At 65.1% G+C, this 16,673-nt stretch carries 21 protein-coding genes; 12 read left to right on the top strand and 9 right to left on the bottom strand.

From position 1 onward, the window contains the following. Window positions 1–14: 14 nt before the first annotated feature. Window positions 15–692: a hydrolase gene (locus ACOCMH_RS06030; protein WP_116602618.1), complete on the bottom strand. Its 678-nt coding sequence runs from the start codon at window positions 690–692 to the stop codon at window positions 15–17. 148 nt (window positions 693–840) lie between these two features. Here ACOCMH_RS06030 and ACOCMH_RS06025 point away from each other — a divergent pair, with 148 nt between their 5' ends. The 4 genes from ACOCMH_RS06025 to ACOCMH_RS06010 all read left to right on the top strand — a co-directional run bounded on the left by ACOCMH_RS06025 (window position 841) and on the right by ACOCMH_RS06010 (window position 3,099). Further along, on the top strand, window positions 841–1,749 hold the full coding sequence (locus ACOCMH_RS06025; RefSeq protein WP_427308239.1) for a LysR family transcriptional regulator: 909 nt from the start codon (window positions 841–843) through the stop codon (window positions 1,747–1,749). Between the two features lie 450 nt (window positions 1,750–2,199). Next, complete coding sequence (locus ACOCMH_RS06020; protein WP_427308238.1) at window positions 2,200–2,433, top strand: isochorismatase; 234 nt, start codon at window positions 2,200–2,202, stop codon at window positions 2,431–2,433. A 104-nt stretch (window positions 2,434–2,537) separates the two neighbouring features. Next, window positions 2,538–2,759, top strand: a complete 222-nt coding sequence (gene infA / locus ACOCMH_RS06015) for a translation initiation factor IF-1 (protein ID WP_008646230.1) — start codon at window positions 2,538–2,540, stop codon at window positions 2,757–2,759. Between the two features lie 85 nt (window positions 2,760–2,844). After that, window positions 2,845–3,099 carry a translation initiation factor 1 gene (locus ACOCMH_RS06010; RefSeq protein WP_427308237.1) on the top strand — a complete coding sequence of 85 codons (255 nt, stop codon included), beginning with the start codon at window positions 2,845–2,847 and terminating at the stop codon, window positions 3,097–3,099. Window positions 3,100–3,145: 46 nt separating this feature from the next. On the opposite strand, the gene ACOCMH_RS06005 is transcribed toward ACOCMH_RS06010, so the two are convergent. The 4 genes from ACOCMH_RS06005 to ACOCMH_RS05990 all read right to left on the bottom strand — a co-directional run bounded on the left by ACOCMH_RS06005 (window position 3,146) and on the right by ACOCMH_RS05990 (window position 4,697). After that, window positions 3,146–3,520 (bottom strand): hypothetical protein, encoded by a 375-nt coding sequence (locus ACOCMH_RS06005; RefSeq protein ID WP_171513829.1) that lies wholly within the window; start codon window positions 3,518–3,520, stop codon window positions 3,146–3,148. 101 nt (window positions 3,521–3,621) lie between these two features. Next, complete coding sequence (locus tag ACOCMH_RS06000; RefSeq protein WP_427308236.1) at window positions 3,622–3,948, bottom strand: hypothetical protein; 327 nt, start codon at window positions 3,946–3,948, stop codon at window positions 3,622–3,624. Window positions 3,949–4,015: 67 nt separating this feature from the next. Then, window positions 4,016–4,315 carry a hypothetical protein gene (locus tag ACOCMH_RS05995; RefSeq protein WP_427308235.1) on the bottom strand — a complete coding sequence of 100 codons (300 nt, stop codon included), beginning with the start codon at window positions 4,313–4,315 and terminating at the stop codon, window positions 4,016–4,018. A gap of 178 nt (window positions 4,316–4,493) precedes the next feature. Then, the gene (locus tag ACOCMH_RS05990) at window positions 4,494–4,697 is read right to left on the bottom strand and encodes a cold-shock protein (RefSeq protein WP_112775604.1); all 204 of its coding nucleotides are present in this window, start codon (window positions 4,695–4,697) and stop codon (window positions 4,494–4,496) included. Window positions 4,698–4,958: 261 nt separating this feature from the next. Between ACOCMH_RS05990 and ACOCMH_RS05985 the strand changes: the two genes are divergently transcribed. Next, entirely contained in the window at window positions 4,959–5,186 is a 228-nt protein-coding gene (locus tag ACOCMH_RS05985) for a hypothetical protein (RefSeq protein WP_171513832.1), read from the top strand. A gap of 93 nt (window positions 5,187–5,279) precedes the next feature. Here the strand turns inward: ACOCMH_RS05985 and ACOCMH_RS05980 are convergent, their stop codons facing one another. Next, the gene (locus ACOCMH_RS05980; RefSeq protein WP_427308234.1) at window positions 5,280–7,517 is read right to left on the bottom strand and encodes an NADP-dependent isocitrate dehydrogenase; all 2,238 of its coding nucleotides are present in this window, start codon (window positions 7,515–7,517) and stop codon (window positions 5,280–5,282) included. Window positions 7,518–7,865: 348 nt separating this feature from the next. On the opposite strand from ACOCMH_RS05980, the gene ACOCMH_RS05975 reads away from it, so the two are divergent. Continuing rightward, a complete protein-coding gene (locus tag ACOCMH_RS05975) occupies window positions 7,866–9,248 on the top strand; it encodes an esterase-like activity of phytase family protein (RefSeq protein ID WP_427308233.1) in 1,383 nt (460 codons plus the stop codon). Between the two features lie 78 nt (window positions 9,249–9,326). On the opposite strand, the gene ACOCMH_RS05970 is transcribed toward ACOCMH_RS05975, so the two are convergent. Continuing rightward, complete coding sequence (locus ACOCMH_RS05970; protein WP_427308232.1) at window positions 9,327–10,868, bottom strand: methyl-accepting chemotaxis protein; 1,542 nt, start codon at window positions 10,866–10,868, stop codon at window positions 9,327–9,329. 281 nt (window positions 10,869–11,149) lie between these two features. Here ACOCMH_RS05970 and ACOCMH_RS05965 point away from each other — a divergent pair, with 281 nt between their 5' ends. Beyond that, on the top strand, window positions 11,150–11,578 hold the full coding sequence (locus ACOCMH_RS05965; protein WP_427308231.1) for a phasin family protein: 429 nt from the start codon (window positions 11,150–11,152) through the stop codon (window positions 11,576–11,578). Here ACOCMH_RS05965 and ACOCMH_RS05960 read toward each other — a convergent pair. Further along, window positions 11,575–11,880, bottom strand: coding sequence for a DUF1272 domain-containing protein (locus ACOCMH_RS05960; protein ID WP_427308230.1), 306 nt, complete (start codon window positions 11,878–11,880; stop codon window positions 11,575–11,577). The two genes, ACOCMH_RS05965 and ACOCMH_RS05960, sit on opposite strands and share 4 nt — an antisense overlap. A gap of 382 nt (window positions 11,881–12,262) precedes the next feature. Between ACOCMH_RS05960 and ACOCMH_RS05955 the strand changes: the two genes are divergently transcribed. The 5 genes from ACOCMH_RS05955 (at window position 12,263) to ACOCMH_RS05935 (ending at window position 14,932) form a co-directional block, all read left to right on the top strand. Beyond that, the gene (locus tag ACOCMH_RS05955) at window positions 12,263–12,871 is read left to right on the top strand and encodes a C39 family peptidase (protein WP_427308229.1); all 609 of its coding nucleotides are present in this window, start codon (window positions 12,263–12,265) and stop codon (window positions 12,869–12,871) included. After that, window positions 12,868–13,773 carry a transporter gene (locus tag ACOCMH_RS05950; RefSeq protein WP_427308228.1) on the top strand — a complete coding sequence of 302 codons (906 nt, stop codon included), beginning with the start codon at window positions 12,868–12,870 and terminating at the stop codon, window positions 13,771–13,773. The genes ACOCMH_RS05955 and ACOCMH_RS05950 overlap by 4 nt, the downstream gene beginning before the upstream one ends. A gap of 26 nt (window positions 13,774–13,799) precedes the next feature. Next, window positions 13,800–14,228, top strand: coding sequence for a hypothetical protein (locus tag ACOCMH_RS05945; RefSeq protein WP_427308227.1), 429 nt, complete (start codon window positions 13,800–13,802; stop codon window positions 14,226–14,228). Between the two features lie 72 nt (window positions 14,229–14,300). After that, a complete protein-coding gene (locus ACOCMH_RS05940; RefSeq protein ID WP_427308226.1) occupies window positions 14,301–14,600 on the top strand; it encodes a hypothetical protein in 300 nt (99 codons plus the stop codon). Between the two features lie 47 nt (window positions 14,601–14,647). Then, window positions 14,648–14,932, top strand: coding sequence for a hypothetical protein (locus tag ACOCMH_RS05935; protein ID WP_427308225.1), 285 nt, complete (start codon window positions 14,648–14,650; stop codon window positions 14,930–14,932). Between the two features lie 366 nt (window positions 14,933–15,298). On the opposite strand, the gene gdhA is transcribed toward ACOCMH_RS05935, so the two are convergent. Beyond that, window positions 15,299–16,642 carry an NADP-specific glutamate dehydrogenase gene (gdhA, locus tag ACOCMH_RS05930; protein ID WP_427308224.1) on the bottom strand — a complete coding sequence of 448 codons (1,344 nt, stop codon included), beginning with the start codon at window positions 16,640–16,642 and terminating at the stop codon, window positions 15,299–15,301. Window positions 16,643–16,673 lie beyond the last annotated feature (31 nt).

The following is a 16,673-nucleotide window of genomic DNA, read 5'->3' as shown; positions in this document are numbered from 1 at the left end:
TGCAGGTCAGGTGGTTAACGCTGGGAGTCCAGCACCTCGTGCTTCTTCTCGACTTCCTGCGCCTTCATGTAGCTTTCGATCAGCAGCTGGTATGCGGGGAAGATCTTGGTGTAGACCTCCGCCCATTGCTGCGCGTCCGGGCGGTTCCAGCTCTGCTGCAGCTCCGAGGCCACGGCGGCGGTATCCATCGGCACCACGCCGGCCTGGACGATGCGCGCCAGGGTGATTTCCTGCGCCATCTTGGAATAGGTGCCCGAGGCGTCCACCACCGCGAATACCTTGTAGCCGTCAGCCACCGCGCTGATCGACGGGAACGCCATGCACACGCTGGTGATGGTGCCGGCGATGATCAGGGTCTTCTTGCCGGTTTCGCGCACCGCGGCGACAAAGTCGGGGTTGTCCCAGGCGTTGATCTCGCCTTTGCGGGCGACGTATTTGGCGTGCGGGGCGTTCTCATGGATCTCGGGGATCAGCGGACCGTTGGGGCCCTGCGGCACCGAAGCGGTGGTGATCACGGGCAGCTTGCATAGCGTCGCCATCTTGGCCAGCGCGGCGGCGCGCAAGCGCAGTTCTGGCATCGGCATGTCGCCCACGGTCTGGAACAGGCCACTCTGATGGTCGATCAGCAGCATTGCCGTATCGGCGGGATCGATGGCCGGACGCTTGCCGTTGAAATTGGCGGGTGTGGTCATTGGGCATTCTCCTATGCGGTTGGCAAAACCGGCGGACCGGATCATCCGGAACCGACCGTGTTGGGAAAGCATAGGACTTGGCAAATGCCACCGGTAGGCCGGAAAATCCGCCTTCAGCGTCCTACTGGCAGGACGACAGGAGCCGCCTTTGCATCCGGACTTCAATGACCTGTACTACTTCGCGCAGGTAGTCGACCACCAGGGTTTTGCGCCGGCCGGGCGCGTGCTGGGCATTCCCAAGTCAAAGCTCAGCCGGCGCGTGGCCCTGCTGGAAGAGCGTCTGGGGGTGCGCCTGATCCAGCGCTCGACGCGGCGCTTTTCGGTAACGGAACTGGGGCAGACCTATTACGCCCATTGCAAGGCGATGCTGGTCGAGGCCGAGGCCGCCGAGAGCGCGATCGAGCAAAGCCGCGCCGAGCCCAGCGGCCTGGTGCGCATGACCTGCCCGGTGGCGCTGCTGCACGCGCGCGTGGGCGAGATGGTGGCAGACTTCATGGCGGCCAATCCCAAGGTCATCGTGCACCTGGAGGCCACCAACCGGCGCGTCGACGTGGTCGCCGAGGGCATCGACCTGGCCGTGCGCGTGCGCGTGCCGCCGCTGGAAGACAGCGACCTGGTGATGCGGGTGCTGGCCCAGCGCGCCTGGTGCTTTGTCGCGAGCCCGGCGCTGCTGGCCGGACGCGGGCCGCTGCTGGCACCGGCGGACCTGAATGCCTTGCCCACGCTGGACCTGGGTCCGCCCCGGCCGTCGCACACCTGGTCGCTGTACGGGCCCGGCGGCGCCAGCGCCGAACTGCACCACAAGCCGCGGCTGGTGACCGACGACATGATCATGCTGCGCACCGCCGCGATGGCCGGCGCCGGCATCGTCCAGCTGCCGGTGATGATGATGACCGACGAACTACGCGATGGCCGCCTGGTGAAGGTGCTGCCGGAATGGTCGGTCAAGGCCGGCGTGATCCATGCCGTGTTTCCGTCGCGGCGCGGGTTGCTGCCGTCGGTGCGGGAGCTGATCGACTTCCTGTCGCAACGCTTCGCGCAGCTCAACGAGCCCTGAGCGCTGCGGCGCACCCGCGCGAGGGATAGCGCCCGTCATGCGGGCAGGCTTGGCCCGGAAGTGGTATGATGCGGGGTCGCAGATCAGATCGGCAACGCCAGACTCCTGCATGTCTGCCGCAGATCTCTCCACTGCAAGCACTTCAGCAGCGGCATATCAGGCGCAAACCCGGACCGATACCCGGTGCGTCTTCGGGCCAGAAGGCCCATCACCCTTTTCCGACCGGCGGCTAGTCCGCTCCGCAACGATGGCCCGTACCCTGCACCCGGTACGCCGGCGCATCGGCTTGCGCAGGCATGGTCCACTTCACGCCAGAGGCAATGCTCGTGCTGCCGCGCGGGCCGAGACCCTGGCACATCGCAACGGCTGACGGCCACCACCGCGCCACCCGCTGCATCGGCATGCCGATGCAGCGCGCCGCCACGGCCGCGCCCATGAACAGGTAACCCATTGAATCGAGTCAACACCATCCAGCACAGCCCCTATACCGTTTCCGTTTATCCGATCGAGCAGGAACCCGGCCTCTGGTTCGCGACCTACATGATTGCGGAATACCGCAATGGCGCCGAACGCATCGTGGCCAACGTGGCCATGCGCCACGACACCCACCGCTCCGAAGCCCGCGCCAGGCAGGCTGCCCGCCGCGCTGGCGAACATGCCGCAGCGCGCCTGCGCCTGCAGTAAGCGGCGGCAAGCCGCAGTCAGCCCCATACCCTCGGTCCGCCGCCATCGGCTGGCCACCACCCCAAGCACGCGCACAAGCCGCGCGGCTACAGCAAGGAGTCCCCTTGGCAAAAGAAGAACTGGTCGAATTTGGCGGCAAGGTGTCGGAAGTGCTGCCCGACAACCGCTTTCGCGTGATCCTGGAAAACGGCTTCGAAGTCTGGGCGTATTCGTCCGGCCGGCTGAAGAAGAACCGCATCCGCGTGCTGGCGGGCGATCGCGTCACGCTGGAGATGTCGCCCTACGACCTGACCAAGGGCCGCATCAACTATCGGCACAAGTCGTAGCCGGACGCGCCCTTCGCCATGGCATGCGCCGCAGCGGCGCGTGCCATCCCCCAACGCCTCATCCCTCAATCAAGGAGAACCGATCATGTCCGTCATCGAAGAATGGGAAGCCGTGCACCTGACGCCGGAAGGTTGGCAGCCGGGCAGCTACCGGCATGCGCCTTGGCAGGCCGTTGAAGTCGCGCCGCCCGCGGCGGGCGTGCTGACGGTCAGGCGGCACGTGACCGCCACCTATTGCGGGCCGTCGCGCGCGGTGGAAGACCGCACCCCCGAGATCACCGACATGGCGCTGATCGAAGCGCTGCTTGAGCGCCACGGCGACCCGGTGTTCAAGATCTGAGCCGGACGCGGGTCGGCGCTACCGTTGCGGCTGGCGCACTGACACGTCAGCCAAGCACGCGCACATGCGGCCGGGCCGTCCTGAGCCCGGCCCCGACCGACCGCAATTCGCCGTCCCATGAGGCGGCGGCCAGATCCAGCACGTAGTCGCCCTCGCGCGCCTTATCATGCAGCTGGTCGCGCACCACCTGGCCGATGGCCAGGCGGCACAACGCCTCGCCGCTGGTGGCAAGCTCGCCGCGCAATGTCGCCGGGTCGGTCAGCACGCCGAACGAACGCCGCCCCACGCCCACGAAGCTGGTGAACAGCACGCCGGTGGGACGCTCGGCATCGATAAAGCAGATCGCCACGTGGTAGGTGATGCCTTTGCCCTCGCCGGGCAACGTGCACAGAAAACCGGATGATCCCGTACGCATGTCCATGAACGGACTCCTTGCAGTCTGACGGATGACGCCGCGCGCCTCCGGTTGTGCAGCGGGCCGGACGGACCGGCACGCTGCAACACCTGCGCCTGGAGCGGCGCCTACAGCGACGCCACCGATTCGCCGGCAACCAGCCCGTTGATGATGTCTTCGCCGAACTGCAGCGCGCCGCGGCGCGCCGAGCCGATATTCTCCCAGCGCGACTCGCCCACGGGAAACACGCGCGCATGGTCTTCGCCGGGGCGATAGCCTTCGCGGCAAATCACGATGGAAGCCAGGAAACTGTTGTCGGGCTTGGTGCGCGGCCAGCCCTGCGTGGGCCGGTGGCGGTAAACCAGGGGGTACAGGTCAAAACCCTTGTAGCTGGCAAAGGGCGTGCTGCCGGGAACATTGTTGCCGGGACTGCGGCTGGGACTGCTGTCGCTCACGACGGCTCCATGCGGCATCGTGCCGCGTTGATAGGGAAGAAAATCCAGGACCGGCGCCTGGCCTGGCTCAGGACGCCGGCAAACCAGACGATGCCACCGAAAGCCCCGGCACTGCGCCGTTGATGATGGCCTCGGCATAGCGCAGCACACCACGGCGTGCACCGCCAACGTTATCCCACGGCGTGGCGTCCAGGCGGAACGTGCGCGCCTGCGCGCCTTCCGGCGACTCGCCTTCGAGGCAGATCACCACCGCCGCATCGAACGAGCGGTCGGGCCGCGGCTCTGGCCACACGCGTGTGATGGTGTGCTTGTACACCAGGGGGTAAAGGTCATACCCCTTGTAAGTCGCAGCCGGATAGATATCCATGGCAGCCTCCGCCGGGATGGTGGTGTTGCCCCCACTCTACGCCTGTTGAAGTGCGCGCAGTGGCTTTATTTCGCCATCGGCGGGCCTCTTGGTGGCCAAAATAAAAAAGCTCCGCCATCGCGGAGCTTTTTTTATCGAACTGGCGCTGGGGCGCTCAGCTCAACGGGTTCGGTGCAATTCAGATCGGCTCGATCTTGGTTGCGGCCGGGCCCTTCTGGCCGACGCCGGCAACGTAACGCACCTTCTGGCCTTCTGCCAGCGACTTGAAGCCGTTGCCCTGGATTTCGGAGAAGTGCGCGAACAGGTCGTTGCCGCCTGCATCAGGCGTAATGAAGCCAAAACCCTTCGAATCGTTGAACCACTTGACGGTACCGGTTTCCATGTTGGATTCCTCAATAAGTTTTTCTCACCGGCAAAAGCGCCGGCAAGGCATGACGATCAAGGAAGACACAAGGAGAAAAAGTGGCGCCGTGTGGGCAAGCACCTGGACTTCTAGATTGCTGCTTGAAAGATCCTGCATCCACCCTTATACAGGTCGCCCCCTGCCATGTCAACAAACTTCACCCGAAAGTGCGGATTGAGGGGCTCCCCGCCCGATTGCGGCAGCGTGCTACAGTGGCCCATCGAACGGAACCACACACGGATGACACTCTGCACTGCCTGCCAGGCTATCGAACGCCATGTGCGCGGCGCCCCCGGGCACGCCGCGCTCCGCATCACCGATACCCAACGCATCAAGCCGCCGCGCTCCGCGGCCGTCACCATCAGCAGCTTTGTCTGCCAGGACTGCGGTGCCCTGTGGACTTACCGCGACCAGAAGAGCGGCCCGGAACAGGGTTGGGACATCGTTACGGAAACACAGCAGCCATAGCAGCCATAGGCGGACTTGCCGCGCAAAGAAAAAAACCCCGGACCAGGGTCCGGGGTTTTTGGTTAGTGCCGGCCCGCAATGCGGACCGACAGCTCAGGCTGCGACCGAGGCCAGCGCGGCGTTCAGCGTCTGGCTCGGGCGCATCGCGGCGCTGAGCTTGGCGGCGTCCGGCTGGTAGTAGCCGCCGATGTCCACCGGCTGGCCCTGCACCGCAGCGAGTTCGCCGACAATCTTCTTCTCGTTGTCAGTCAGCGTCTTCGCCAGCGGCGCGAACCTGGCGGCCAGTTCCGCGTCGTCCGACTGCGCGGCCAGTTCCTGGGCCCAGTACATCGCCAGATAGAACTGGCTGCCGCGGTTGTCCAGCTCGCCGGTCTTGGGCGACGGGCTCTTGTTGTTGTCGAGCAGCTTGCCGGTGGCGGCGTCGAGCGTCTTGGCCAGGATCTTGGCACGGGCGTTGCCGGTCTTGATGCCGACGTCTTCCAGCGACACCGCCAGTGCCAGGAATTCGCCCAGCGAATCCCAGCGCAGGTGGTTCTCTTCCACCAGTTGCTTGACATGCTTCGGCGCCGAGCCGCCGGCACCCGTTTCATACATGCCGCCACCGGCCATCAGCGGCACGATCGACAGCATCTTGGCGCTGGTGCCCAGTTCCATGATCGGGAACAGGTCGGTCAGGTAGTCGCGCAGGATGTTGCCGGTCACCGAGATGGTGTCCAGGCCGCGGATCACGCGTTCCAGCGTATAGCGCATGGCGCGCACCTGCGACATGATCTGGATGTCGAGGCCGGTGGTGTCGTAGTCCTTCAGGTACGTTTCCACCTTCTTGATCAGTTCGGCCTCGTGCGGACGGTACGGGTCCAGCCAGAACACCGCCGGCATGCCCGAGTTGCGCGCGCGCGTGACGGCCAGCTTGACCCAGTCGCGGATCGGCGCGTCCTTGACCTGGCACATGCGCCAGATGTCGCCCGCTTCCACGTTCTGCGTCAGCAGCACTTCACCGGTGGCCAGGTCGACGATATTGGCGACGCCGTCTTCGGCGATCTCGAAGGTCTTGTCGTGCGAGCCGTATTCCTCGGCCTTCTGCGCCATCAGGCCGACGTTGGGCACGGTGCCCATGGTGGTCGGGTCGAAATTGCCGTTGGTCTTGCAGAAGTTGATGATTTCCTGGTAGATGCGGGCAAAAGTGCTTTCCGGGATCACCGCCTTGGTGTCCTTCGGACGGCCATCGGCGCCCCACATCTTGCCGCCGATGCGGATCATGGCCGGCATCGAGGCATCGACGATCACGTCGTTCGGCGCGTGCAGGTTCGAGATGCCCTTGGCCGAATCCACCATCGCCAGTTCCGGGCGATGCTCGTGGCAGGCGTGCAGGTCGCGGATGATCTCTTCGCGCTTGGAGCTGGGCAGCGACTCGATCTTCTCGTACAGGTTGACCAGGCCGTTGTTGACGTTGACGCCCAGTTCGTCGAACAGCGCGCCGTGCTTGGCGAAGGCTTCCTTGTAGAAGATCTTGACGGCGTGGCCGAACACGATCGGGTGCGACACCTTCATCATGGTCGCCTTGACGTGCAGCGACAGCATCACGCCGGTCTTGCGCGCGTCTTCGAACTGCTCTTCATAGAAGGCGCACAGGGCCTTCTTGCTCATGAACATGCTGTCGATGATCTCGCCGTCCTGCAGCGACACCTTGGGCTTGAGCACGATGGTCTTGCCGCTCTTGGTGATCAGCTCCATCTTGACGTCGCGCGCCTTGTCGAGCGTCATCGACTTTTCGCCGTGGTAGAAGTCGCCGTGCTTCATGTGGGCCACGTGCGTGCGCGACGCCATGCTCCACTCGCCCATGCTGTGCGGGTGCTTGCGCGCGTAGTTCTTGACCGCGGCCGGGGCGCGGCGGTCGGAGTTGCCTTCGCGCAGGACCGGGTTCACGGCCGAGCCCAGGCACTTGGAATAGCGCTTCTGGATCGCCTTTTCTTCGTCGGTCTTCGGGTCTTCCGGATAGTCGGGCACCTTGTAGCCCTTGCCCTGCAGTTCGCGGATGGCGCTGACCAGCTGGTGCACCGAGGCCGAGATGTTCGGCAGCTTGATGATGTTGGTATCCGGCAGCTGCGTCAGCTTGCCCAGCTCGGCCAGGTTGTCCGGCACGCGCTGTTCTTCAGTGAGGAATTCGGGGAATTCGCCCAGGATACGGCCGGCCACCGAGATATCGCTGGTGGTCACGTTGATGCCGGCCGGCTTGGTGAAGGTCTGGATGATCGGGAGGAACGCACTGGTCGCCAGCAGCGGGGCTTCGTCGGTCAGCGTGTAGATGATGGTGGGTTGCTGGGTACTCATTGGCTCTCTCAGATCCTCTATCGGTGGGTAGGACTTCTGCCTGCCGGGTCACGGTCAGGGCAACAAACTAGGCGAAAAGTAGAATTTTGCCTCAGTTTGCTTTCAGGAATCTGAAAACCAGCGCATTTTGCGCGGCAATCGGAAAGAAAATGGCGCCGGCGTCCGGCCTGGCGGCGCCAGCTTTCGCCCGTTGCACCCGAACGGTGCCGGTCTGGTATTCCAGTTGACATTTCGGGGCGAGGTGAGGCCAAGCGAGCCATCCTTGAAGTGCGCCCGACGGATCACAGAGCTGTCAAACTGGGCGCCGACAATGTTGGCTTTTGTCCTCTCAACGCCAAGGAACCGTTCATGTCCCACCCTTTGCCTGCCCTGTCGCTTGCCCGGCCGCTTGCCCGGCTCACCGTGGCCGCGGCGCTGCTTGGCGCGCTGCCCGCCTGGGCCGATGCGCCCCAAGCCTTCCCCGCCACCCTCGCCGGCCATGCGGTGCTGCCCGCGCAAACCTTGCTGGCCGCGCCCAAGGATGCGCCGGCAGACCTGCAGGTCAGCGGCAAGTTCACCACCGCGCAGCGCACCGAGGCGCCGGGCACGATCGAAGGGAAGTCCAACGGCCGGCCCACCGGCGTCTCGCTGCCGTTCCGCGGCCAGCCGGCCCAGGGACACTCGGGCATCAAGCGCATGGCCGACGGCAGCTTCTGGCTGCTGACCGACAATGGCGCGGGCGCCAAGGCCAACTCGCCGGACTTCATGCTGTACCTGAACCATTACCAGGTGGATTTCGGCACCGGCCAGTTCCGGCGGCTGAAGACGATATTCCTGCACGATCCGGACAAGAAGGTGCCGTTCCGCATCGTCCATGAGGGCACGAAGCAGCGCTACCTGACCGGCTCGGATTTCGATACCGAGAGCTTCCAGTTCGCGGGGGGCGCCATCTGGATCGGCGATGAGTTTGGCCCGTTCCTGATCAAGGCCGACATGGACGGCAAGGTGCTGGCGGTGTTCGAAACCATGGTCGACGGCAAGGTGGTGCGCTCGCCCGATCATCCGGCGGTGACCACGCCCGCCGCGCCGGACGGCGGTATCAAGTTCCAGGTGAAGCGTTCGAAGGGCTTCGAGGGCATGGCCGCGTCGCCCGACGGCAGCAAGCTGTATGCGCTGCTGGAAGGCGCGCTCTGGAACGACGCCGCGAAGCGCTACGAGAGCGAAGCCGGCAAACCCTACCTGCGCGTGCTGGAATTCGACGTGAAGCAGCAGGCCTGGACCGGCCGCCACTGGAAGTACGTGCCGGAAGACGCGAGCCACGCCATCGGCGACTTCAACATGATCGACGCCAATACCGGCCTGATCATCGAGCGCGACAACGGCGAGGGCACGCCCGACAAGGCCTGCCCCGCCGGGCAGAAGCGGCCGGATTGCTTCGATGAGGTGGCGAAGTTCAAGCGGGTCTACAAGGTCGAACTGACCGACGCCAATGCCGGCGGGCCGTTGCGCAAGATCGGCTATGTCGATCTGCTGCGCATTGCCGACCCGCGCAAGCTGGCGCGCAAGCCGCTGACCGACGGGATGCTGGCGTTCCCGTTCTTTACCATCGAGAACGTCGAAGTGGTCGACGCCACGCACATCGTGGTCGGCAACGACAACAACCTGCCCTTCAGCAGCAGCCGCGAACCCAATCGCGCGGATGACAATGAACTGGTGTTGCTGGAGGTGGGGGAGTTTTTGCAGGCGCGGTAGCTTCCGCGCAGCTTGGTGTGCGCTCCTCTCCCCCACCCCTCTCCCAGGGGGAGAGGGGCTAAAACCAGCGGCTCGCGATCAAGCCGCGAGCCTGAACGTCGCCACCGCCTCCTTCAGCCGCTGCGCCTGCTCCTCCAGCGAACCCGCCGCCGCGGCCGCCTGTTCCACCAGGGCCGCGTTCTGCTGCGTCACCGTATCCATCTGCGTCACCGCCTGGTTCACCTGCTCGATGCCCGAGCTCTGCTCAGCCGACGCGGCGCTGATCTCGCCCATGATGTCGGTCACGCGCTTGACCGCCGCGACGATCTCTTCCATGGTCTGGCCCGAATGCGTCACCAGCATGGAGCCCTTTTCGACGCGGTCCACCGAATCCCCGATCAGTGCCTTGATCTCCTTGGCCGCGGTCGCGCTGCGCTGCGCCAGCGTTCGCACTTCGCCCGCCACTACGGCAAAGCCCCGGCCCTGCTCGCCCGCGCGCGCTGCTTCCACCGCGGCATTCAGCGCAAGGATATTGGTCTGGAACGCAATGCCCTCGATCACGGCGATGATGTCGACCACCTTCTTCGACGCGCCGTTGATCTCTGCCATGGTCTCGGCCACCTTGCCCGCGACTTCGCCGCCCTGCTCGGCGATATCCGAGGCATTGATGGCGAGCGTGCTGGCCTGGCGCGCGTTGTCGGCGTTCTGCCGCACAATGCTGGTCAGCTCTTCCATGCTGGCCGCGGTCTGCTGCAGCGACGAAGCCTGTTCCTCGGTGCGCTGCGACAGGTCGGTGTTACCGGCCGCGATCTGGCTGGTGCCCGATACGATCGATTCGGTGCCGGCGCGCACCTGGCGCACGATGCGCAGGATATTGGCGTTCATGTCCGCCAATGCCTGCAGCAACTGGCCGGTTTCGTCGCGGCTGTCGACGTCGATGCGGCTGGTGAGGTCGCCGGAAGCAACGGTGCGAGCCACGGCCACGGCGCGATGCAGCGGGCGCGTAATGCCGCTGGTCAGCCAGACCGAGAACGCAATGCCGATACCCAGCACCACCACGCCCAGCCCGATCAGGCTGTTGCGCGCGTTGACGTAGATGCCGTTGATCTCGCGTGCGGTGGCGTCGATGCTGGCGCGCTGGATGTCGAGCAGCTTCTGGATCTCGGCCAGGTAGGCGTCGCCGGCGGGGACGAACTCTTTCTCCAGTACCTGGTTGGCCTCCTCGGTCAGGCCTTCCTGCTTGAGCCTGGTGATCTTGTCGCGGCCGTTGTTATACGGCTCGCGCACGCTCAGGATCTTCTGGAACGCGGCCTTTTCCTGTTCCGACGCAAGCAGCGGCTGCAGCTTGTCGCGCAAGGCGGCAATGCCGTCGATCGAGGCCTTGGTCTCGGCCGCGAAGAACGCGCCCAGCGATGGGTCGGCACTGCGCGCCACGGCGGTGGTGCGGCGCACGCTGGTATGCATCAGGCGGTACCAGTCACTGACCAGTCGCTCCTTGGTCAGCGGCTGTTGCATCATGGCGTGAGTGCGCTCGGCCACCTGCTGCAGCCGCAGCATGCCCAAACCCGTCATAAGCGCCGCCAGCAGCAATACCACCCCAAAACCGATGCCGAGGCGAACCCCGATACCTAGATTCTTCATATCTTCTACCTGATTAGCATTGGTCATGGCGAAGTGCTGCAGCGCACGAGACGGCTCGGCGCAGCGCTCTTCGCTCTCATCGTCCGCGGGGCGGGCCGGGTCGGGCCGACGCACAGGCGGGCTATGGATGCCAACGGCATGGGGGGCGCTAACTTTAGGGTCTTCCTCGATTGACGGCCAGAAGTGTGCGGATACCGGCTATAGTGGACAGGATCCCGGCCAAAGGGCATGCCATCCCAGCCGCCGGCCGACCTGCCAGTCCTTCCCCCAGGAGACCCAGCATGGCCACGCCTCCCAACCCCTTTGCAGATTTCACCAGGATGATGGAACAGTTCCGCCTGCCGGGCGTGGACATGAGCGCGGTAATCGAAGCGCGCCGCAAGGACATCGAGGCCCTGACCGAGGCCAACCGGCTGGCCTATGAAGGCATGCAGGCCGTCGTGAAGAAGCAGCAGGAGATCTTCGCCCAGACCATGCAGCAGCTGCAGGCGGCCGCCCAGCAGTATGGAACGGCGGGCAATCCGGCCGAGGCCATGGCCAGGCACAGCGAGTTCGTGCAACAGCAACTGCACCTGGCGCTGGAAAACATGCGCGCGCTGGCCGAGACCGCGCAAAAGGCGCAAGCCGAGGCGCTTGCGGTCATCAGCAAGCGCGCCGAGCAGAACGTGAAGGAGGCTGGCGAACTGCTCCAGCCGAAATCCAAAGGCTAGCGCCGCTCAGGCAGGACCTGGCCCACCGCCTCGACCAGGCGGGCATGCGCGGCAAGGTCCACCGGCCGGTGCTTGACCTTGGTACCGGCCGGGTCGTTGCCCAGGTAGTTGCCGTTCTTCCAGTCCCGCGCCGGGCGCACCGGCCGCGGCGCGAAACCGCCCCCGCAATTCGGGCAGACGTTGGCGAGCAGGTCGACGCAGCCCGCGCAGAAGGTGCATTCGTACGAGCAGATGCGCGCTTCGGCGGAATCCGGTGGCAGGGGCTTGTTGCAGTGTTCGCAGCCTGGTCTGAGTTCCAGCATGTCGCCTGGTTCCGTCTTGGATGAGGGTTTCGGGATCCCGGTATCGTAGCCGGATTCCACGCGGGCCTGTCGACGACTGCGCGCACCCGGGCTGCTTCCCGCTTCGCGCCGCCCACTTCCCCGGCGCTTCTCTGCGCCACGCCTTCCAACCGCCGAGCGCGCTTGCCGATCCAGGCATGACCGCGCATGCCCAGGCGGAAGATTCTTCCTCATCTGCAGACATCTCTCTGCACCGGACAGCCACCACTACATGGCTTTGCTGAATGCGCGGACGCCGTCGGCCAGCCGGCGTCGTTAACCTGCATCACATCGGCTGCAATGAGAATCATTTCCAACCATGCGATGCGCCCACACCTCGAGGGCGGGCTCCCGACCTACTGACATGCACAGGCGGACCATCACGCTTCTGGCACTGGCTCTTGCCCAGGTTTGCCACGCCACGGCGTCCGCCAGGCCGCCGGTCCGCTCATGGAAGGCGATGCGCGATGAAGGCGTGGTCAAGCAACAGTATGACTACTCCTGCGGTGCCGCGGCACTGGCCACGCTGCTGCAGCACTACTACGGCGACGCGGTCAGCGAGGCTGAGGTCCTGGAACAGATCGCCGCCAAAGGCCCGGCGACGCTCAGCAGCTTGTCGGCCGCTGCAACGCATTTTGGCTACGAAGCGCGCGGCTATGCGCTGTCGCTCGAGGCACTGCGGCAGGTCAACCTGCCCGCGATCGTGTTTCTCCACGTGGGTAACGACAATCACTTTTCGGTCCTGCGCAGTATCGATGCGCATTCGGTGGAACTGGCCGACCCTTCGCTCGGCAATCGCATTTACAGCACCACGGATTTCTTGCGGCTGTGGACTACCCGACTGAGTCGGGACTACCCGGGGCGCGCCTTGATCGTGATGCCGCGCGACGCAAGCCGAGCCGGAAATCCGGCGTTCATGCGGCCGATTCCGGCCAGGTTCGCCGGTTTGACCCTGAGACCGTTCCGGCCATGATCCGCCGCCTGACACGCGTAGCCACCGCCGCGGCCGCGTTTGCGCCGTGCCACGCGTGGTCGCAATTCGTACCCACGCTGGAAGACTTGCTGACGGCCCAGAACCGGTGGCGAGCCGAAGCCGGCTTGTCTTACTTCAACCAGGAAGGAAGCGGCACCGCGGCACGTGGGCCAATCTATATCCAGGTGGGTCCCAACATCATCCCGGTGGCGACCGGTGTCGTGCCGAAGACGCGCAATGTCGATTCGCTGGTGGCGTATGCCGGCTTGCGCTACGGCTACTCCGCGAATACGGAGCTGTCGTTCTCCGGCACCGGTTCATACACAAGCGAGCGGACGCTGTTCGAGGGCATCGATCAGCAGTCCAGCCATCGCACCCGGTTTTCCAGCCTGTCCCTGGCCATCAGCCACCGCTTGCTCAAGGAGCAAGGCAGCCCCGGCCTGGTCGCCTTCCTCGAAACCGGCGCGGTGGAACACAGCGGCGATGCGGCCTCGTACTTCAGCAGCTTCACCGCCGGCGGCACGCTCTATCGCTCCATCGATCCGGTCGTGCTCAGCGTGAATGCGTCCTATCGCCTGAACCCGCCGCGGCATGGCGGCACCGCCAGGCCGGGCAACGTGTTGATGCTGACGCCGCAGGTGGGATTTGCCGCCAATGAGACCGTCACGCTCTACGGCGGCATCAACTGGCAATTACAGCAGGCAGACAACAACCCGCAAGGACTGCCCGCGCAACGCAGCACGCAAACCGCACTGGTCTTCGGCCTGGGCTATCGCGCCAGTGACCGGTCCACCATTTCCCTGAGCGGCAACGCCAATATCAGCGGCCGCGGGGGTGCGCAAATCACGCTCGGTACGGTAGTGAAGCTGGGCGCCATGCCCGCAAGGGAACGTTTGCAATAACTTGCTTTGAGCTAAGGAGAACATCCATGGATCTTGTTCAGAAGACCCTGGCCGCGGTTGCGCTGGCCAGTCTCGGCGGCACGGCGTGCGCCAGGGCGGTGACATTCGAAGAGATCGAGCGTGCGGACACCGTATCAGGCCGGTACATCAGCCATCTGTCGGCGACGGAAATGGAATCGGTGGAAGGGTCGGTGGCACCGGTCGTCATTGCCGGTGTTGCCGCGGCCGCCGGCGCGGTCGCCAATGGCGGGTTCTATTGGGTGAATACGCCCAACCCCACCGCAGCCGGACTGGCGTGGAACGCGGGAACGGGCTTCACCTCCGGCTTCCTGGGTGGCATCGCGACAACCTTGCCAAAGGTAGGCACCGTGCTGGCAACCGGCGCCGCGCCGTTCATCCCAGCACTACCCGAGCCGCCGCTGCAGAAATGCGGCGCTGCCGGGCTGGCTTGCTGACGCACGTCAGGTTAACAGGCTGGCGCCATCGACGCCGGCCGCTCACGACCTTTCATGGACATGGACTTAGGCATGACTGAGTACGCAAGGCTCCAAGTGCTCTGCAACGGCCTGGTCTTCTTCTATCTCGTGCCGAGGTACCTGCTGTTCCCGTCGCTGTATGGCGAGCGCTATCTGCGCACGGTGATGATATTGTGCGCAGCGCTCGCAGCAAACTGTCTGGTGCTGTGGCAGACCCTCGGCGGCGAAGCCGCGCCAACGCTCTACCGCGCATGCTTCGGCCCGGTGATGAGCCTGCTGATGGCACTGCTCCACTGCAAGATCGAAAAAGACAATCCCGGCTACTTCACCAGTGCGGGGCGTCGCAGATGACAGGCACCCCAATCGCAGGCCTCCAGCTCACCGTCCCAGGCATCGCCATGTTCGGTTACACCGTCATCGTGCTCATCGTGCTGGCGCCCAAGTATTGGTTTATCCCGGCGCTTCGCCAGCGCCTGTATGGCTGGGCGGCCGCTGCGCTGGCCGGCGTACTGGCGCTCAACCTTTGCATATTTTCCGTGCTGATGCCGGCCAAGCCGCGCTTACCGCTCGATGAAGCCTTCGCCGGTACCTGCCTCAGCTTGTGCGTGTCGCTGCTGCTATGCCATCGCGCCACGGCTCGCCGCTTCCCGGCCGGGGCCACGACCCGGCCGCCGGCAAGCTAATCGCGGGATGGCGGACATGGACGCATTCCCAGCCCTCTGCGGACCACACCCTGCTGAAAGCACTCTATCTGTGCTTCGTCTTCCTGTACGTCGTCCCACGGCTCCTGGGACGCCCGCATTTTGAAGACCGCCATTACCTGCATGCAGCAGTGGCGCTTGGAGCCGTCTGGGGCACGAACTACCTGTTCCTGCGTTACGTGTTGCCGTCCGGACTAGCGCTGGCCCCATATGGTGCAGGCGTCGTTCCCTTGCTTATCCTGTGGATGTCGCTGGTCGCGCGCCGGGCCTGGATGGCAGAGCAGCGCCGGCAGCAATCCTAGCCACCTCGTGATAGCGGCCGGCATGGCGCCGGCCGCTGGCTTCCGGTCAGATCACGCCTTGCGCCAGCATGGCGTCGGCCACCTTGACGAAGCCGGCGATGTTGGCGCCTTCGACGTAGTTGATGTAGCCATCCGCCTTCTGGCCGTGGTGGATGCAGTTCTGGTGGATGTCCTTCATGATCGCGTGCAGCTTCTCGTCGACCTCGGCATGGTGCCACGACAGGCGCATGGCGTTCTGCGACATCTCCAGCCCCGAGGTGGCAACGCCGCCGGCGTTGCTGGCCTTGCCCGGCGCATACAGGATCTTCGCGTCGACAAAGCGGTCCACCGCTTCCAGCGTCGACGGCATGTTGGCGCCTTCGGCCACGCAGATCACGCCGTTGCCCAGCAGGGTCTCGGCATCGTTGCCGTCCAGTTCGTTCTGGGTGGCGCACGGCAGCGCCACGTCGGCGGGCACGTGCCACGGCGTGCGGCCGGCCTCGAAGTCCATGCCGTGGCGGGCGGCGAAGTCCGACAGGCGGCCACGTTCTTCATTCTTGAAGGCCATGACTTCGGCCAGCTGTTCGGTGGTCATGCCCTGCGGGTAGTGCAGCACGCCGCCGGAGTCGGACAGCGTCAGCACCCTGGCGCCCAGCTCGATGGCCTTCTCGGCCGCGTACTGCGCCACGTTGCCCGAACCCGAGATCAGCACGCGCAGGCCGTCGAAGCCGCGCCCGCGGCGGTGCAGCATTTCCTGCGCAAAATAGACCGTGCCGTAGCCGGTGGCCTCCGGGCGCATCAGGCTGCCGCCGTAGGCCAGGCCCTTGCCGGTAAAGACGCAGGCCGACTGGTTCGACAGCTTCTTCATCATGCCGGCCATGAAGCCGACTTCGCGCGCGCCCACGCCGATGTCGCCGGCCGGGATGTCGGTGTCCGGGCCCAGATGGCGGTACAGCTCGGTCACCAGCGCCTGGCAGAAGCGCATCACTTCACCGTCGGACTTGCCCTTGGGATCGAAGTCCGAGCCGCCCTTGCCGCCGCCCATGGGCAGCGTGGTCAGCGCGTTCTTGAAGGTCTGCTCGAAACCCAGGAACTTCAGCACCGACAGGTTCACGGTCGGGTGGAAGCGCATGCCGCCCTTGAACGGCCCGATCGCCGAGCTGTGCTGCACCCGGAACGCGCGGTTGACCTGCACGCGGTTCTGGTCGTCGGTCCACGCCACGCGGAACTGGATCACGCGCTCGGGCTCCACCAGCCGCTCGAGCAGGGCCTGGTCGGCGTAGCGCGGGTTGCGCTCGACGAAGGGCCACAGCGTCATCATGACTTCCTTCACGGCCTGGAGGAATTCGGGTTGATTGGGGTCGCGGCGGGCAACCCCCGCCAGAAATGCGTCAAGGGAAGGAGAATTCACGAATGTCTCTTGCTGTGCTGGAGTGGCAGTG

Origin of the sequence: Cupriavidus sp. H39 (genome assembly GCF_050271075.1) — a bacterium.
Lineage (GTDB): Bacteria > Pseudomonadota > Gammaproteobacteria > Burkholderiales > Burkholderiaceae > Cupriavidus > Cupriavidus necator_B.
This window is presented reverse-complemented; position numbering and strand designations above follow the sequence as displayed.

What these genes read in the sequence shown, in the direction of transcription:
- ACOCMH_RS05960 (WP_427308230.1), bottom strand. Translation starts at nt 11,880, where the DNA reads ATGCTGGAACTCAGACCAGGCTGCGAACACTGCAACAAGCCCCTGCCA.
- ACOCMH_RS05975 (WP_427308233.1), top strand. Translation starts at nt 7,866, where the DNA reads ATGTCCCACCCTTTGCCTGCCCTGTCGCTTGCCCGGCCGCTTGCCCGG.
- ACOCMH_RS05970 (WP_427308232.1), bottom strand. Translation starts at nt 10,868, where the DNA reads ATGAAGAATCTAGGTATCGGGGTTCGCCTCGGCATCGGTTTTGGGGTG.
- ACOCMH_RS05980 (WP_427308234.1), bottom strand. Translation starts at nt 7,517, where the DNA reads ATGAGTACCCAGCAACCCACCATCATCTACACGCTGACCGACGAAGCC.
- ACOCMH_RS05995 (WP_427308235.1), bottom strand. Translation starts at nt 4,315, where the DNA reads ATGGATATCTATCCGGCTGCGACTTACAAGGGGTATGACCTTTACCCC.
- ACOCMH_RS06030 (WP_116602618.1), bottom strand. Translation starts at nt 692, where the DNA reads ATGACCACACCCGCCAATTTCAACGGCAAGCGTCCGGCCATCGATCCC.
- ACOCMH_RS05950 (WP_427308228.1), top strand. Translation starts at nt 12,868, where the DNA reads ATGATCCGCCGCCTGACACGCGTAGCCACCGCCGCGGCCGCGTTTGCG.
- ACOCMH_RS05940 (WP_427308226.1), top strand. Translation starts at nt 14,301, where the DNA reads ATGACTGAGTACGCAAGGCTCCAAGTGCTCTGCAACGGCCTGGTCTTC.
- ACOCMH_RS05935 (WP_427308225.1), top strand. Translation starts at nt 14,648, where the DNA reads ATGTTCGGTTACACCGTCATCGTGCTCATCGTGCTGGCGCCCAAGTAT.
- ACOCMH_RS05945 (WP_427308227.1), top strand. Translation starts at nt 13,800, where the DNA reads ATGGATCTTGTTCAGAAGACCCTGGCCGCGGTTGCGCTGGCCAGTCTC.
- ACOCMH_RS06010 (WP_427308237.1), top strand. Translation starts at nt 2,845, where the DNA reads ATGTCCGTCATCGAAGAATGGGAAGCCGTGCACCTGACGCCGGAAGGT.
- ACOCMH_RS05985 (WP_171513832.1), top strand. Translation starts at nt 4,959, where the DNA reads ATGACACTCTGCACTGCCTGCCAGGCTATCGAACGCCATGTGCGCGGC.
- ACOCMH_RS05965 (WP_427308231.1), top strand. Translation starts at nt 11,150, where the DNA reads ATGGCCACGCCTCCCAACCCCTTTGCAGATTTCACCAGGATGATGGAA.
- ACOCMH_RS05955 (WP_427308229.1), top strand. Translation starts at nt 12,263, where the DNA reads ATGCACAGGCGGACCATCACGCTTCTGGCACTGGCTCTTGCCCAGGTT.
- ACOCMH_RS06005 (WP_171513829.1), bottom strand. Translation starts at nt 3,520, where the DNA reads ATGGACATGCGTACGGGATCATCCGGTTTTCTGTGCACGTTGCCCGGC.
- ACOCMH_RS05990 (WP_112775604.1), bottom strand. Translation starts at nt 4,697, where the DNA reads ATGGAAACCGGTACCGTCAAGTGGTTCAACGATTCGAAGGGTTTTGGC.